General features: G+C 67.1%; 12 protein-coding genes. 4 read left to right on the forward strand and 8 right to left on the reverse strand.

The window, feature by feature from the left end:
- Positions 1 to 100: 100 nt before the first annotated feature.
- Positions 101 to 550 (reverse strand): Fur family transcriptional regulator, encoded by a 450-nt coding sequence (locus LOC57_RS09085; RefSeq protein ID WP_227911198.1) that lies wholly within the window; start codon positions 548 to 550, stop codon positions 101 to 103.
- 165 nt (positions 551 to 715) lie between these two features.
- Between LOC57_RS09085 and LOC57_RS09090 the strand changes: the two genes are divergently transcribed.
- A complete protein-coding gene (locus tag LOC57_RS09090) occupies positions 716 to 1,180 on the forward strand; it encodes a GatB/YqeY domain-containing protein (RefSeq protein WP_227911197.1) in 465 nt (154 codons plus the stop codon).
- Here the strand turns inward: LOC57_RS09090 and bsh are convergent.
- Positions 1,177 to 2,133 (reverse strand): choloylglycine hydrolase, encoded by a 957-nt coding sequence (gene bsh / locus LOC57_RS09095; protein ID WP_227911196.1) that lies wholly within the window; start codon positions 2,131 to 2,133, stop codon positions 1,177 to 1,179. The genes LOC57_RS09090 and bsh overlap by 4 nt on opposite strands.
- 237 nt (positions 2,134 to 2,370) lie before the next feature.
- On the opposite strand from bsh, the gene LOC57_RS09100 reads away from it, so the two are divergent.
- The gene (locus LOC57_RS09100; RefSeq protein WP_227911195.1) at positions 2,371 to 2,949 is read left to right on the forward strand and encodes a TetR/AcrR family transcriptional regulator; all 579 of its coding nucleotides are present in this window, start codon (positions 2,371 to 2,373) and stop codon (positions 2,947 to 2,949) included.
- Positions 2,950 to 3,053: 104 nt separating this feature from the next.
- Positions 3,054 to 3,875 carry an SMP-30/gluconolactonase/LRE family protein gene (locus LOC57_RS09105; RefSeq protein ID WP_229959256.1) on the forward strand — a complete coding sequence of 274 codons (822 nt, stop codon included), beginning with the start codon at positions 3,054 to 3,056 and terminating at the stop codon, positions 3,873 to 3,875.
- A gap of 21 nt (positions 3,876 to 3,896) precedes the next feature.
- Here the strand turns inward: LOC57_RS09105 and LOC57_RS09110 are convergent, their stop codons facing one another.
- The 4 genes from LOC57_RS09110 to LOC57_RS09125 all read right to left on the reverse strand — a co-directional run bounded on the left by LOC57_RS09110 (position 3,897) and on the right by LOC57_RS09125 (position 8,721).
- Positions 3,897 to 5,126, reverse strand: coding sequence for an acyl-CoA dehydrogenase family protein (locus tag LOC57_RS09110; RefSeq protein WP_229959258.1), 1,230 nt, complete (start codon positions 5,124 to 5,126; stop codon positions 3,897 to 3,899).
- Positions 5,127 to 5,201: 75 nt separating this feature from the next.
- Positions 5,202 to 6,695, reverse strand: a complete 1,494-nt coding sequence (locus LOC57_RS09115; protein ID WP_229959261.1) for an MDR family MFS transporter — start codon at positions 6,693 to 6,695, stop codon at positions 5,202 to 5,204.
- 95 nt (positions 6,696 to 6,790) lie between these two features.
- Positions 6,791 to 7,120: a hypothetical protein gene (locus LOC57_RS09120; protein ID WP_227911191.1), complete on the reverse strand. Its 330-nt coding sequence runs from the start codon at positions 7,118 to 7,120 to the stop codon at positions 6,791 to 6,793.
- A 20-nt stretch (positions 7,121 to 7,140) separates the two neighbouring features.
- A complete protein-coding gene (locus LOC57_RS09125) occupies positions 7,141 to 8,721 on the reverse strand; it encodes a Na+/H+ antiporter (protein WP_227911190.1) in 1,581 nt (526 codons plus the stop codon).
- A 523-nt stretch (positions 8,722 to 9,244) separates the two neighbouring features.
- Here LOC57_RS09125 and LOC57_RS09130 point away from each other — a divergent pair.
- Entirely contained in the window at positions 9,245 to 10,288 is a 1,044-nt protein-coding gene (locus tag LOC57_RS09130) for a hypothetical protein (protein ID WP_229959263.1), read from the forward strand.
- Here LOC57_RS09130 and LOC57_RS09135 read toward each other — a convergent pair.
- Positions 10,285 to 11,298, reverse strand: a complete 1,014-nt coding sequence (locus LOC57_RS09135; RefSeq protein ID WP_229959571.1) for an FUSC family protein — start codon at positions 11,296 to 11,298, stop codon at positions 10,285 to 10,287. The two genes, LOC57_RS09130 and LOC57_RS09135, sit on opposite strands and share 4 nt — an antisense overlap.
- Positions 11,299 to 11,419: 121 nt before the next feature.
- Complete coding sequence (hrpB, locus tag LOC57_RS09140; protein WP_229959573.1) at positions 11,420 to 13,960, reverse strand: ATP-dependent helicase HrpB; 2,541 nt, start codon at positions 13,958 to 13,960, stop codon at positions 11,420 to 11,422.
- Positions 13,961 to 14,235: the final 275 nt, after the last annotated feature.

Raw genomic sequence — 14,235 nt, forward strand, 5'->3', positions numbered from 1 at the left:
GCTTCGCGGGCCGGGACGAGGCGGATTCCGGGCATGGTGCAGCCCGGAAAGGGAAAATCGCCATTGAAAGGCCCGCCGGTGCTTCGGACGGGTGTGCTGCTTAGCGGGCGGAGGATTCCGCCTGTTGCCGGCAGCTGCTGCAGACACCGCTGAAGGTTACTTCGGCGGCAATTACGGTGAAGCCGGAGTCATCCGACGGGGCAAGGCAGGGCGCCTCGCCGATCACGCAATCCACGTCGCGGATTGTTCCGCAGCTGATGCAGACGAGGTGGTGGTGGTTATCCCCCACACGGGACTCGTACAGGGCGGGTGATCCGGCGGGTTCAATCCGCCGGGCTACCCCTGCGTCAGTGAAAGCCGACAGAATCCCGTAAACCGCCTGCGCCGAAATGGCCGGCAGTTCTTCCCGGACGACACCCAGAACACGGTCCGCACTGGAGTGCGGGGTGTTCTCCAGCGCCCGCAAAACCGCCAGGCGCTGTGCAGTGACTTTCAGTCCAGCTGTCCGGATTTTTCCGGCCAGCCGATCCGCTTCCAGGTCCGTCTGCATACCAAGAACGCTATCAGTTGTTTTGACTGGCTAAAGACAACTTGGGGGGTTTTGGGGTGTGATTCCGGACGCTGTGTCCCCCGCCACGCAGGCGGTCCGAGCAGCAGCGGGTCACCCGGTGGGACGATAGGAGGGACGCAACACACCAGTGGAAGAGGATCGGTTATGGCCACGCTCAAAGAGCAGCTGCAGGCAGACATGAAGACGCACATGAAGGCGGGCAACCGTACTGCCCTCACCACGGTGCGCAATGTGCTGGGCGAAATCACCACCCGCGAAAAGTCCGGGAAGACTCCCGTAGAGCTCGACGACGCGCAGACGGTTTCCCTGCTGCAGAAGGAAGCAGCTAAGCGCCGCGACACGGCCCGCATCTACACCGAGGCAGGCGAAACCGAACGCGCCGCCGCGGAGGAAGCCGAAGCGGAGGTCATCGAGGCCTACCTTCCCGCGCCACTGGGCCGGGAAGACGTTGAAGCGATTGTCGACGAAGCCATCGCCGGCCTGCGCGCCGCAGGCACTGAGCCGTCCATGCGCCAGATGGGCCAGGTGATGAAGCCGGTGACCGCCAAGGTGGCAGGGCGGTTCGATGGCAAGGCCGTGAGCGAGATCGTCCGCTCCCGCCTGGCTTAGCTGCCGGGGCTAATGACCACAAGGTCCGATCCGTCGGCCTTGTGGTCGGCCATCCGGACGCTCTGGATGGCCGGGTCGTCGTAGGTGTTCCAGTAGTAGCTCATGGTCCGGGACGAATACAGGCCGGTGTACGTGGTTATCTCAAACTCCCCCGACCCCATGGCAGCGCTGCCGGCGACCATGGCGGTCTGCTGCAAGGTGTGGAACGCGCGGCTGACGTTCTCTTCCTCAGTGCTTTGCTCCGGGTAGTTCGCATGCACGTACGCCGCGCGGACAAACCGCGACGGCGAGTAGTAGTCCCCGGGGATCCCGCGCATCAGTGACCCCGAGCCGAACGGGGTCAGATGCGCCCGGTTGAGCACAACTTCCTCGGGAAATGCGGACGAGGCGTTGAGGTAGTTGCGCAGGTTCTCGTGGTGCCAGTCGAAGCCGGGCTGGTTCGTCAGCACGTCTACGTCGTCGTGGAAGACGTGCATACCGTCCTTCGTATGTTCCACGACGATGGCCCGCGTTGAGTCGCCGATAAGCCAGTGCAGCAATGAACTCGGATACTTGTCGTTGATCGGCTTGTCGACAATCACCACCTTGTCCAGCGCGGCTTCGACCTCGTCAACGCTGGCAAACTGGGAGGCCACCCACAGCGGGAATTCGAACGCTGCGACGTTGGTGGCACCCTGCACCGGTTCCGGCGCGTACTGCGCGTACCCCGGGAAGTTCAGGCCGCCGACGGCAAGGCCGGCGTCGTTGCCGCAGTCGAAGTACAGCGGCGTGTCCTCCTGGACAATGCCCATGCCGATAACGGCGTGCTGGATCTTGGGCACCGCGCCGAACGGCGACTTGGTGGCGTAACCGGTGGGCGTCACCACCACCCGTTCCCCGAAGTCGGATGTCCAGTCGAGGTTGCGTGCGAAATAAAGGTTGCTGCCGTCCGAGAACCTGATGCCTGTGCACATATGGATGCTCCCTTGGTATGGCGTATACAGCCAAGCCCGCACGGGGCTTCGCCTCCCCCTGAGCTCTTCAGTCTAGGTCCGGAAGGCCGCCGCGGGCGCGGTGCGGACGAAGAAACAGCCACGCGCCAGCCGAATTGGGTTCCAGCGCTGCTGCCTCACGGGACCGGCGCAGCCACCCCGCCGCCGCTGTTACCCTGATTTCTGAACGCTCATTCACTGCCATCCCCGGAGGTCCAGGTGCCTGCAGTCCAGACCGGCCAGCGGCTGCTGGAATCCGCCACCGAGGCGTTTGCCGCCAAGGGCTTCCACGGCACGACGACGCGGGACATCGCCGCCGCCGCAGGCGTCACCCCCGGAGCCGTGTACGTGCACCACCGCTCCAAGGAAGAGCTGCTCTACAGCATCTCCAAGCTCGGGCACGAGCGCACCCTGGAACTGGTCCGCGCCTGCGCTTCCACCAGCAGCAATCCGGTGGAACAGATCCGCACCATGGTGCGGGACTTCGTGGAATGGCAGAGCAGCAACCGCACCAAGTCGGCCGTGGTCAACTTCGAACTGGCCGCGCTCAGCGACGAGCATCGTGCCGAGGTGCTGGACATCCGCAGGGCGGTGGACGCGGAGTTCCGCACCGTGGTGGACCGGGGCCGGGAGCAGGGTCTGTTCAACGTCCCGGACACATCGCTCGCCGTGTTCGCGCTGCTGTCGCTGTGCATTGACGTCGCGCGCTGGTACCGAAGCGACGGCCGGCTGAGTGCTGCAGCAATCGGTGAACACCACAGCTCCATGGCGCTGCGGATGCTGGGCGCCGCGGCCTGAGCGCCGCCGCACCCCGCATGCCTGTTACACCGCCCGTCCCACGGGCATACTGGAGGTCCCGCACCGGCGGCAGGCCCGGGACCCAAGGTAATCGAGGTGCAAGCATGGCGGAACTGACCACACTGGTGTCCGGTATCGGCATGGGGGAATCGGCCCGGTGGCACAACGGTGAATTATGGTTCGCGGACTGGACTGCAGGGACCATTTCCGCACTGGATGCGGACGGTAATGTCCGCCGGGTTACCGCGGTACCGTCCTTCCCCATCAGTTTTGACTGGCTGCCGGACGGCCGCATGGTGGTGGTTTCAGGGACCGATGGCCACGTCCTGGTGGAAGTGCCCCACGCCGGACTGGTCCCGTACGCAGACCTCAGCGGCCTCTCGGACTATCCGTGGAACGAAATTGCCGTTCACCCTTCCGGCAACATCTACGTCAACGGCATTGGCTACGACTACTCCGGCGCGGCGCGTGCGGACGGGGTCATTGCCCTGGTCCGGCCGGACGGATCCGCGGAGCAGGCCGCCCGCGGGCTGGCTTTCCCCAACGGCATGCTGGTCTCGGACGACGGCGGGACGCTGGTGGTTGCCGAGTCCAACGCCGGCCGGCTCACTTCCTTCAGCGTTACGCCCGGCGGGGGGCTGGCGCCGGCCGGGGAATGGGCAGCGGTCAACGGCAGTGCGCCGGACGGCATCTGCTGGGACGGCTCCGGGGGCATCTGGTTTGCCGAGGTGCCGGGGGAACGCTGCGTGCGGATCCAGGCGGGCGGGAACGTAGTGGAGACCGTGCAGCTGGAGCAGGGATGCTTCTCCTGCGCCACCGGCGGCCAGGACGGCGGCCTGCTGTTCATGATGACCGCCCAATGGCCCGAGGCAATGGACCCCGCCGCAGGCAAAACCGGGCAGGTGATGGGCCTGCGGGTCCGGTAATGCCGGCGGCGGGCTCCTGGGCTAGGCGAAGGCGGACAGTCCGGTGATGTGCCGGCCCAGGATCAGCGACTGCATGCTGTCCGTGCCCTCATAGGTGAAGACCACTTCCATGTCCGTCAGGTGCCGCGCCACATGGTTTTCCAGCAGCAGGCCATTGCCGCCCATGATGTCCCGTGCCTCCTGGCAAATCCAGCGGCCCTGCCGGGCGGCGAACATCTTGGCCATGGAGGCCATGGGCCCGGTCATCTGCCCGGCGTCACCCAATTCGTTGAGCCGGAAGCAGGTGAGCTTCACGGCGGTCAGCTGGGCGAGCATGTTGGCCAGCTTGTTCTGCACCAGCTGGAACCCGGCAATCGGCCGGCCGAACTGCACCCGCTGCTTGGCATAGGCCACCGCAATCTCGTATGCGGCCTCCGCATGCCCCAGCGCTTCCCAGGCCACTCCCCCTCGCGTGGCAGCCAGCACCTTGTTCACGTCCTTGAAGGAGTTGCAGTTCTCCAGCCGGTTTGCCGCCGGGATGCGCAGGTCCTCAATCACGATGTCCGGCTGCAGCACCGCCCGCTTGCCCATCTTGCCGGTGATGACTTCTGCCATGTACCCGGCCGGGTGCCGGCCGTCCGCGTCCTTTTCCATCACGAAGGCCTTGACCGCGCCGTCGGCCTCGTCCCGGGCATAGATGATCACGACGTCGGCGAAGCTCGCGTTGCCGATCCACCGTTTGCTGCCGTTCAGGACATACTCGTTCCCCTCCCGGCGGGCACTGGTTTCCAGTGAGACCGAATCCGAACCGTGGCCCGGCTCCGTCAGCGCAAAGGCGCCGATCTTTTCCATCGTGGCCATTGCCGGCAGCCAGCGCTGCTTCTGTTCCTCACTGCCGAGCATGTCGATGCTGCCCATGGCCAGGCCGGAGTGGACGCCGAAGAAGGTGTTGATGGACCCGTCGCCGCGGGCCAGTTCCGCTGCCGCCGTGGAGGAGGCAATCCGGCTCAGCCCCGGGCAGCCGTGGCCGGTGATGGTGCCTCCGGCTATGTTCAGCGCCGCTAGTTTGGGCACCAGCTCAAACGGGAACTCGGCCCGCTCCCAGTACCCGTTGATGACTGGAAGCAGATCCCTGTCCACAAAGGCACGCACCCGGTCCCGGACGTCGCGCGCCTGCTCGTCGAGCAGTTCGTCCAAGAGGTAGAGGTCTGAATCCACGTCCTGGCCGGCGGCGGGTTCGAAGGCGGGACGGTCGGTCCGGGTTACGGTCATGGGATGCTCCACTCAGCTAAATGATCGTTTAGTTAGTGGTGAGTATGGCCTGCATCACACCGCGGGTCAACCGTTTTAGTGCGGGAGCACGGTCTCCGGCAGCTCGTTGGTCGGCCGGCGGACGAAGAGCGATGCCGCAACGGCGACGAGGGAGACTACCGCACCCCAGAAGAACGCCGTGTGGACGCCGGAAGCCGCAGCCGAGACAGCTGACGCACCGTCGGCCAGCGCCGTCGTCGTGCCGGTGGTCATCAGTGTGATGAAGACGGCGGTGCCGGCGGCTCCGGCCAACTGCTGCAGCGTGTTGATGATGGCGCTGCCGTGGGAGTACAGGGACTTGTCCAGCGAGCCCAGTGCAGAGGTGAACAGCGGCGTGAAAATGAAGCCCAGGCCGGCATTGAGCAAGCAGTGCAGCAGGATGACGACGCCAACCGGGGTCTCATCTGTGAGCATGGTCATTCCCCACAGGGCGGCACTGAGCAGCACGGCGCCGGGAATCACCAGCGGGCGGGGACCGAACCGGTCAAACAGGTTACCGACAACCGGCGAGAGGATGGCCATGACCACGCCGCCGGGCAGCAGGAGCAGGCCGGTCTGCAGCGTGGTCAGCCCGAGAACATTCTGCAGGTACAGCGGGAGGACAATCAGGCAACCAAACAGGGCCATCATGGAAACCAGGACCATCAGGATCGCCACCACAAAGGGCTTACTGGTAAACGTGCGAAGGTCCATCAGGGCACTGTCAGTGCGCTGGAGCACCAGCTGGCGCAGCACGAAGCCGACCATGGCGAGGGCCCCGACGGTCAGCGGGATCCACAGCGGCATCAGTTCCTTGCCCTGCGCAGCTTCGCCGATGCTGCTGAGGCCGAAAATGAGCCCGCCGAAGGCAAAGGTGGACAGCACTATGGACAGGACGTCCAGCGGCACGCGCTTGGTCTCGGTAAGGTTCCGCACCTTCACCGCGCCCAGGCCGAGGGCCAGCAGGGCGATGGGCAGGACCAGCCAGAACATCCAGCGCCAGTCCAGCGCATTGAGGATGATTCCGGAGACGGTGGGCCCGATGGCCGGTGCCACCGCAATGACAATGGAAATGCTTCCCATCATCTGCCCGCGCTTATGCGCCGGAACGGCATTGAGGACCGTGGTCATCAGCAGCGGCAGCATAATAGCCGTGCCGCCGGCCTGGATGATCCGTCCGCCCAGCAGGGCGCCGAAGCCGGGTGCCGTGGCGGCCAGCAGCGTACCGGCGCTGAACAGGGACATGGCGGTGAGGAACAGCCCGCGCATGGAGAACCGCTGCAGCAGGAAACCGGTAGCCGGAATCACCACGGCCATGGTGAGCATAAAGCCGGTGGTAAGCCACTGGGCGGTGCCGGCAGTGATCTCAAGGTCCGACATCAGCCGCGGCAGGGCCACGCTCATGATGGTTTCGTTGAGGATCACCACGAAGGAGGAGACCAGCAGGAGCCCGATCACGGTTTTGGTCCGGGCGTCCAGGGCATCGGGGGCAGGGGTGCGTCCCGGCTTTCCCTGCGCAGGGGAAACGTCGGTTTGGGGGTCAAGACTCAAGAGGGAGGATTCCTAAACAACGGTTGGTATACGGGGCCGCTGGAGCGGACCCGGCCTGCCAGCTTACGCGTGCACCGCACCGGGTGCGGAATCGGTCAGCCGAATCCGATCACGAGCAGCCCGAACCCCAGCACAAAGGTAATCACCAGCAGCCAGCCGCATACAACAGCCACCACACCCATGAGCGATACCACTAGCCAGGTGCGCTCAAAGCGGCGGCGGATCCAGCCAAAGAGTTCCGGCACTGCGAGCAGCAGCATAACGAGCGCGCCCAGGATCACGGCCAGCAGTACGGTTACCAGCACCGGTTCGGGCAACACCCACAGCTGCAGGAGCACGACGGCGACCGCCAGCGCCAGTGCGGCAGCGGCCTGCACCAGCCAAGCCGCTCCCAGGTGCGGCCATGCTTCCTCTTTGGTACTCATGGTCCCGCAGTCTAACTGCCCTAGTGGTGTTCCCGGTGGTCCATGGTGACGGTGCGCAGGTCCAGCCGGCGCAGCACGCGGTCCACGGCCTCGGGATCCATGCCCGGCTCCCGGCGGGCCGCAAGCACCTCCCGGCGCGCGGCGTCCATCGCCTCGCGCTGCACCACGTCCATGACCTCCAGCGTGGCCTTACGGTCCAGCAGCTTCTGCGGATCGTGTTCCTCATCGCCCTGCAGCATCGAGTGCAGGGAGGACATCCGCTTGGCCAGGACGGCCCGGCGCTCGGGCGGAAGCTCCTGGATGGCCCCGCAGCGCTTCATGGTCTCAACGGCTGCCTTCTCGGCCCGCAGGGCCAGTTCGCGTTCCTTGCGGTTGGCGTCCTTGTGGTCATTGGGCAGCTTCAGGACCCGCATCAGCCACGGCAGGGTCAGCCCCGGGACCACCAGGGTGACTACCAGGACCGCGGCCGCACAGGCCACCACAAAGTTGCGTCCGGGCAGTGCTTCTCCGGCGAGCGTGGTGCCCGGCAGTGCCAGGGCCAGGGCCAGCGTTGCCAGTCCGCGCATACCGCACCAGGTCAGCACCAGGACTTCCTTAAGCGAGCCGGGAACGTGGTTCTTTTCGGCACCGCCGAGGCGGTAGATCGCCAGCATCCACAGGAACCGCACCAGAAGCACCGCGGCGCAGACCGCCACGATGCCGGGAATCATGCCCAGCAGGTCCGAACCCTCATCCTCGATGATGTAGCGCATTTCGATGCCCACCAGGCCGAAGGCGACGCCGGTGGTCAGCAGCTCCACGACGTCCCAGAACGCGGTGCGCGTCAGACGCTCCTCGGAGTCCTGCGGCCGGGCCCTGCGGCCCAGCTCCAGGGCGGTGACCACCACGGCCACCACACCGGAGAAGTGGGCTTCTTCAGCCAGCAGATAAACGGCAAAGGGGGCGACGAGGGTTGCGGCGGACCGGGCCACCATGTTGGGGACGAACCGGTTCAGGCTGCCCACTACCCATGCCATGGCGAGGCCCAGAACCACGGCTCCCGCGGCCCCGATGAGGAACCGGGGCACTATGTCCCACCCCACGACGCCGCCGCTTGTGCTGGCCGCAACGGCGGCCTGGAAGATCACGATGGCAATGGCGTCGTTAAAGAGGCCCTCGGTCTGCAGCACGGTGACCAGGCGCCGGGGCATCTTCACCTTGCCGGCCACAGCTTCCACCGCCACGGGATCCGGCGGAGCAACAATGGCGCCCAAGGCGATGGCGGCAGGGAGGCCAAGAGCCGGAATCATCACCCATGACACGCCGGCCACCACAGCCACGGTTACCGCCACAAGGGCTACGGCCAGCAGCACCAGGGAGCGCCAGCGAAGGCGGAACACCGACCAGGAACTGCGCTGGGCGGCTGCGTAAAGCAACGGAGGCAGGAAGAGCGGGAGGATCAACTCAGGGTTGATGTGGACCTCGGGGATGATCGGCAGGAAGGCAATCATTGCCGAGAAGATCAGCATCAACACCGGGTACGGGAGGCGGATCCGCTCGCCCACGCCTGCGGCCAGCACCGTGCCGAACAGGAGGCAGATCAGGAGCATCAGGAATTCCATTGCTTCAGCCCCTTCCGCAATACGGGTCGGAGACTGTCGTTCCTGTGCATGCCATATGTGCCTGTAACCTCTTTCGGGTTTGCGTCACTGCGTACCGGTCTGCGGATAATTATTGCACCCAAATCACAAGAGTGTAGGAATGCATCCAGTGCAAGCCCAGATTCGACGGTTCCCGGGTGCGGCTCGCATCACTCCGGCGGGTGGGCATCTTCACCGCAAGGGGGCTTACTTTCCGCTTCGCACGCTCCCGGCCCCTCGCTAAAATTAACGGGTAAGCATTTGAATCCACAATCAACGGTGATGTGAGTTCGGAAAGATGTTTCCGCCGCCTCAGAACTTTCATCGTCCAACACGGCTTTGGGAGGGAGGTTCCGCTGCCGTGACGCGCCTGTACGGCCTCATAGATGTTCCGCGGCCCAACATGGATCAGCCGATTCCCCCCGTTTCACTGCACGGCGGGGCTCGGCGAGCTGCCCCTGTCCCGTCCACTGGTCCGACCGCTGCGCCTGGGCAGGCACCGGGGATGCTCATCCGGTGGGATCCCGCCGATGTTCCCGCCGCCCTGGACCAGCTCATAGTCGAACATCCCGAGATATTCACCGGGCCGGATGCCCTGCCGGATCGCCCCGTCCCCTTCCGGATGCGCTTGGTGGACGCGGACGTTCCTCCGGAGATTCTCATCCATCCCTCCGTGGAGCAGGCACAGGCCGGCTTTATCCGCGAGCTGGCCCGGGGACTGCCGCTGAACGCCCGGACCCGGAACTATAAAGACTGCTCCGCAAGGCTGGAGGTGGCCGTCGCCATTACTCCCGTCCGCGTCCTCTCGGGCGAGCGCAGCCCGGCAGAATTGCGGGTTATCGCGGAGGAACTCGGCCTGCCCTGGCTGCGGTCCTTCACTGCCTTCCGCCACGAATCCCCCAGCCATGCCATCCTCCGGATGACGCCCGATGAGAAGGCACGGGCACTGGCGGAAACCTATGCTGCCGTGGACCGGGCCGCCTGCACCCCTCCGTCCCCGGGCCCGGTGGCGGACACGATCGCCGTCGTCCACCGCCTCCGCGAGCTGTTCCCCGGGGATCACGGGATCCTGCTGGCCATCTGCATGAACCTGTTCCACCTCGAACCGGGGCAGGCCATGGTCACTCCGGCCGGCTGCATGCACACCTACCTCTCCGGCCTGGCCATGGTGGTGATGAGCATTTCGGAGAACGCACTGAAGGTGGGCCTGACCAAGGACTATATAAACGTGGACGAGCTCCAGCAGATCCTGGCCACGGAACAGACGGGGCCGGCACCGCTCCCGGTCACCCAGGCAGACAGCTTCCGGGAACGGATTCCGCTCTGGAGCGATGAGCTCCTGCTGGAGCGTGCGGTCCTCGATGAGACGCCGCGGGACATTGAGCTGGGCCGTTTTACGGTAGTCCTGGCGGCGCTGGGGGATGCCGAAATCACGGTGGGTGATACCACCACTCCGATCGACCAGGGCTCCAAGGTCCTATACCTGGGCGATCCGGTGAAGGCGCAGGTCCGCGGCCCGGCGCAGCTGTTCGTTGCGTCCAGGAGCTAGGCTCCCGGGCGCAACGCCTGCGCCCTGCGCGTTGTTCCGGCGATAACGGCCACGGCCACCAGCGCACCGATGGTGGTCTCCAGCGCCCGGTCCACGGTCAGCGCCCACACGTCCGCGCTGTGCGTGAACCCTGTCATCAGCAGCGCCACCGGCGTCAGGAACACCATGGCCATCCCGTAATGCCGGATGACGTAGATTTCCCCGCAGAACTGCAGCACGGCCAGCAGCACCGCCAGCTCCACCGGCGACCAGTGCACCTGCAGCAGCAGGGCCGAGAGCAGCACCCCGGCGTAGGTGCCCAGAATGAAGTGGGCCGCCCGCTTCGGACCCGACGCGGCGTCGGCGGCTGCCAGCGGCGCGCAGGCGGCCAGCATGGCCCAGTATCCGTGGCCCAGTCCCAGTACCGCCGAAAGCGAGCCGGCCGCTGCCACCGCCGCCGTGTACCTGCCCGAGTGCAGCAGGATCCGTCCCCAGGCCGGCGGCACACGGCTAAGTCGCACCGCGGGGGCATGCCGGCGGGCATGCACCCGGCCGGCCACACCGAGCAGCACAGCCAGGAGCGCCCCGGCCGCGGCGGTCAGGAAGGCTTCAGCGAGTGATCCCGCGAAGGGCGCGGCGGAGGTGGCGGTGAAGGCGAAAATGTAGGTAAACGGACCGGCGGGCCTGACCCGGAGGTAGTCCGCGGCCACGGAAATGCAGCCGGCAATCACCGTGCCGATAGCCACCACGGCCCATGGCCCCGGGTCGGTTTGGGACAGCGCAACGCCGGCCAGCACGGTCAGGATCATCAGGGCACCGGAGGCGGACTGGTGCTTCAGCCGGCGCCAATGCGGCTCACTGCGGCCAAACACCCCGGTCAGCGAGCCGAAGATTGCGTACATGGTCAGGTCCGTGCGCCCCAGCAGGACCAGGACCAGCAGCGGCAAAAACAAGCCGAGACCAACGCGCACGGCGGGAAAACGGTGCCCGCGGCCGGAGGGAATGCTCAGGAATTCACGGACAAGGGACATCACTGGTGTCAGGCAGCCTTTCACTGCGGCCTAGGAATCGTTGCCGCACTTCCAGCCTAGGAGCCGTACCGCCGCCGATTGTGCAGCGGCCGGTGTGAGGATGGTCGCAAGTTGCCGTGCATCACATCCTGGCTTTGGTCCTCGCCGTCGCCCGGGCGCTCCACGGATCCTGGGGCCACGGATGCTTGGGATACCGGCCGCGCATCTCCGCCCGCACCTGCGCGTACGGGCCGGACCAGAAGGACGCCAGGTCATCGGTGACGGCCAACGGCCGGCCGGCCGGAGAGAGCAGGTGGAACAGTACCGGCACCCTCCCCTGCACCAGCCTTGGGGTTTCCGCCCAGCCGAAGCACTCCTGCAGCTTCACGGCGACCACGGGCCGCCCGTCGCCGTATTCGGGGTAGTCAATCCGCACCCGCGAACCGCTCGGGACCTCCAGCCGTTCCGGGACCAGCTCCGCGAGCCGGGAGGCTTCCGGCCAGGGCAGCAGCCGGCGCAGCGGGTCATTCAGGTCGATTCCGGAAACGGCGGCGCCACCGGCCAGTAGTTCAAGCTCCGGAGCCAGCCAGTCCTCCAGCCGGGCCAGCAAGGCCTGATCGGACACATCGGGCCACGGCTCCCCCAGTTCGCGGTGCAGCAGGGCCAGGCGGCGGCGCAGCGTGTCGGCGGCGGCAGAGAATCCCAGGATGCCCAGTCCCTGCCGGGCCAGCGCTGCGGCCACGGCGTGCCGGCCTTCCGCTGCGGCGGGGCGCACGGGTGTGGAGGAAAGCACAATGGCTCCAAGCCGGTACTCCCGCCGCGCCGCCACTTTGCCGCCGCGCAGTTCCGCGGTCAGTGTTTCTTCCAGCAGGGGCCCCGAGGCTGCCTCCGCCGACTCCCGGCTCAGCGGCGCTGCCGCGCGGATCACGGCGCCCGTGCCGGCGGCATCGCGGCCTTCCGCACGGGCCACATCGGCCACGGCAATCCACTCCTGGCCGGTCAGCGGACTGCCCGCAGGCAACCCGGCCCGGGTGCCCGAGGCCAGCAGGTACCGTTCGGGACCCGCACCCGGAACCCGGCGGGCGATCCGTTCCGGGAAGGCCAACGCGACGGTGAAGCCCACGGCATCGGCAGCGGGCACAGGCTCGTTCCCGCCGGCCGGCAGCCGGGCCCCTTCGCGGCGGACCAGCTGTTCCAGCCGACGGACATCCTCGGCCCAGCGCCGCTCCCCCGGAATTCCGCCCGTGCGCAGGGTGCCCAGCAGCCGGGTCAAATCAGCGCCCGGGGCACGCAAGTCACCGGAAACCGCCGCCACCGTTTCGGCAGCCGTCCGGGCACCCGCCCTCCCTGCGCCGTCGAGGAGGGCCCGGGCCAGCCGGGGATCTGCCGGAACCCGGGCCAGGACCTTACCCATGGATGTGGCGTGTCCCCCGCCATCCACCGCGCCCAGTGTCTTCAGCGTCGCCATGGCTTCCTGCATCGCAGCCTGCGGCGGCGCATCCGGCAGGGCCAGTCCGACGCCGCCCGGAGCGCCCCAGCAGGCCAGCAACAGGGCCGCAGCGGTCAGGTCGGCAACAGCTATCTCGGGCGTCTGGTGCGCCGGCGCCGCACCGTAGGCGCGGTCGTCGTAGCAGCGCACCACCCGGCCAGGCCCCTGCCGGGCCGCCCGGCCGGCCCGTTGTTCGGCGGAGGCACGGGAGCAGGAAACGGTGACCAGGCCGCTCATGCCGCGGGCCGCGTCCCGGCGTGGTTCACGTGCCAGGCCGGAGTCGACCACCAGCCGGACACCGGGCACCGTCAGCGAGGACTCCGCCAGCGACGTCGAGACGATAATCCTCGCCGGCTCCCCGGGTGCGCGGCCGGAGACCGCACGGTCCTGCTCCGCCGCGCCGATGGAGCCGTGCAGCTCCAGCACCTCGGTGCCGCGGCCGGCCCGGGAGCGCAGCCGGGACGCCACATGCGCCACCTCACGGGCCCCCGGTACGAAGACCAGGGCATCCACCTGGGGGTCCGCCGCCACGGCCTCGGCGTGGGCCCGGGCTGCGGTATCCGCTACGTGGTCCAGGAAGGAGCGCGTGATGCCGCGTTCGTCCAGCCTCGGCGCCGCCGCAGGCTGCCACGAGACCGCCAGCGGATACAGTGCCGACGGGCAGCCGATCACAGGAGCCGGATCGCCGCCGTCGCCGCCGATCAACGCGGCAAAGCGCTGCGCGTCGAGGGTGGCGGACATGGCGATGAGCGTCAGGTCGTCGCGGAGCTGGCGCACCTCGGTGAGCATGCCCATCAGCAGATCGGTTTCCAGCCCGCGTTCATGCACTTCGTCGAGGATCACCGCCGCTGCGCTTTCGAGTCCGGGATCGGCCAGGAGCCGGCGCAGCAGGATTCCCGGCGTCACGAATTCAACCATGGTGCCGGCGCCGGTACGGCTTTCCCCTCTAACGGTGTAGCCCACCCGCTCCCCCACAGCGGAGCCGTCCAGGGCGGCAAGCCGGCGGGCGGCGGACCGTGCGGCCACCCGCCGCGGCTGGGTGACGATGACCTTTCCCCGGCGGCCGGCGGCAGCCACGATGTTGGCCGCAAGGGGCGGAACCATAGTGGTCTTGCCGGTGCCCGGCGGCGCCTGGACGACGGCGGTTCCCGCCCCCTTCGCCAAAACCTCCGCGAGGGCAGGCAGGGACTGCATAAACACCAGGTTGGCCCCGACTGCGGGCAGGTCAAAGGGAGAACTCACCCTTCCATTCTGCCGCGCCAGCGGATCAGGTCCGTGCCGGGCGTTGCAGGAGCTCGCTTTTTCGCGCTCCGCTGACCCCCAACCGCGCTCATAGACCGGATTGGAGCGAAGCAGCGGAGTAAAATGGAAAGCAGTGGCCACGCTCGCAGGTGCGGCCCGTCCCATCCGGCTGGTTCCGGGTGGCCGGTTGCCGGCTAAGGACGCAGAGCATTGGTCCTCCATTTTCG

The sequence above is a fragment of the Arthrobacter sp. zg-Y750 genome, from assembly GCF_020907365.1.
Lineage (GTDB): Bacteria > Actinomycetota > Actinomycetes > Actinomycetales > Micrococcaceae > Arthrobacter_B.

Bases quoted from the DNA above. Each gene is read 5' to 3' on its own strand.
- LOC57_RS09090 (WP_227911197.1), top strand. From the start codon at position 716: ATGGCCACGCTCAAAGAGCAGCTGCAGGCAGACATGAAGACGCACATG.
- LOC57_RS09135 (WP_229959571.1), bottom strand. From the start codon at position 11,298: ATGTCCCTTGTCCGTGAATTCCTGAGCATTCCCTCCGGCCGCGGGCAC.
- LOC57_RS09110 (WP_229959258.1), bottom strand. From the start codon at position 5,126: ATGACCGTAACCCGGACCGACCGTCCCGCCTTCGAACCCGCCGCCGGC.
- LOC57_RS09125 (WP_227911190.1), bottom strand. From the start codon at position 8,721: ATGGAATTCCTGATGCTCCTGATCTGCCTCCTGTTCGGCACGGTGCTG.
- bsh (WP_227911196.1), bottom strand. From the start codon at position 2,133: ATGTGCACAGGCATCAGGTTCTCGGACGGCAGCAACCTTTATTTCGCA.
- LOC57_RS09085 (WP_227911198.1), bottom strand. From the start codon at position 550: ATGCAGACGGACCTGGAAGCGGATCGGCTGGCCGGAAAAATCCGGACA.
- hrpB (WP_229959573.1), bottom strand. From the start codon at position 13,960: ATGCAGTCCCTGCCTGCCCTCGCGGAGGTTTTGGCGAAGGGGGCGGGA.
- LOC57_RS09130 (WP_229959263.1), top strand. From the start codon at position 9,245: ATGCTCATCCGGTGGGATCCCGCCGATGTTCCCGCCGCCCTGGACCAG.
- LOC57_RS09120 (WP_227911191.1), bottom strand. From the start codon at position 7,120: ATGAGTACCAAAGAGGAAGCATGGCCGCACCTGGGAGCGGCTTGGCTG.
- LOC57_RS09105 (WP_229959256.1), top strand. From the start codon at position 3,054: ATGGCGGAACTGACCACACTGGTGTCCGGTATCGGCATGGGGGAATCG.